1 protein-coding gene is annotated in these 369 nt (G+C 50.9%); it reads right to left on the bottom strand.

Annotation, left to right across the window (positions count from 1 at the left end):
* Positions 1 to 369, bottom strand: a 369-nt coding sequence (locus EII23_RS12550) for an IS5 family transposase (RefSeq protein ID WP_124793574.1), incomplete at both ends; no start/stop codon positions are given.

The raw sequence follows: 369 nt of genomic DNA, 5'->3' as shown, positions 1-369 counted from the left end.
GCACCTGATTTGCACGGCGGCAAGGAAGGAAAGGCTTCGTTTTGCATAGCGCGTAGCGATGCCGCGCCATCTCTTGAGGTGAAGAAAGGCGTTCTCGACCAGATGGCGTACACGGTATAAAGCTTTGTCATAGTCCCGCTGCTCCTTGCGATTTTTTCTGGGTGGAATGACGGGCTGACAGCCGGACTCAATAACCTTGTCTATAATCTCATTGCTGTCATATCCACGGTCAGCCAAAAGCGCCTTTGCACTCAAACCGTCAATCAATGCACATGCTTCCTTGCAATCAGATCTGGTACCTTCTGTAACAACAACTCTGAGCGGCATACCATGCGCATCCACGGCCAGATGTATTTTGGTGTTGAGCCC

It is taken from the genome of Desulfovibrio sp. OH1186_COT-070 (assembly GCF_003860215.1).
Lineage (GTDB): Bacteria > Desulfobacterota > Desulfovibrionia > Desulfovibrionales > Desulfovibrionaceae > Desulfovibrio.
This window is presented reverse-complemented; position numbering and strand designations above follow the sequence as displayed.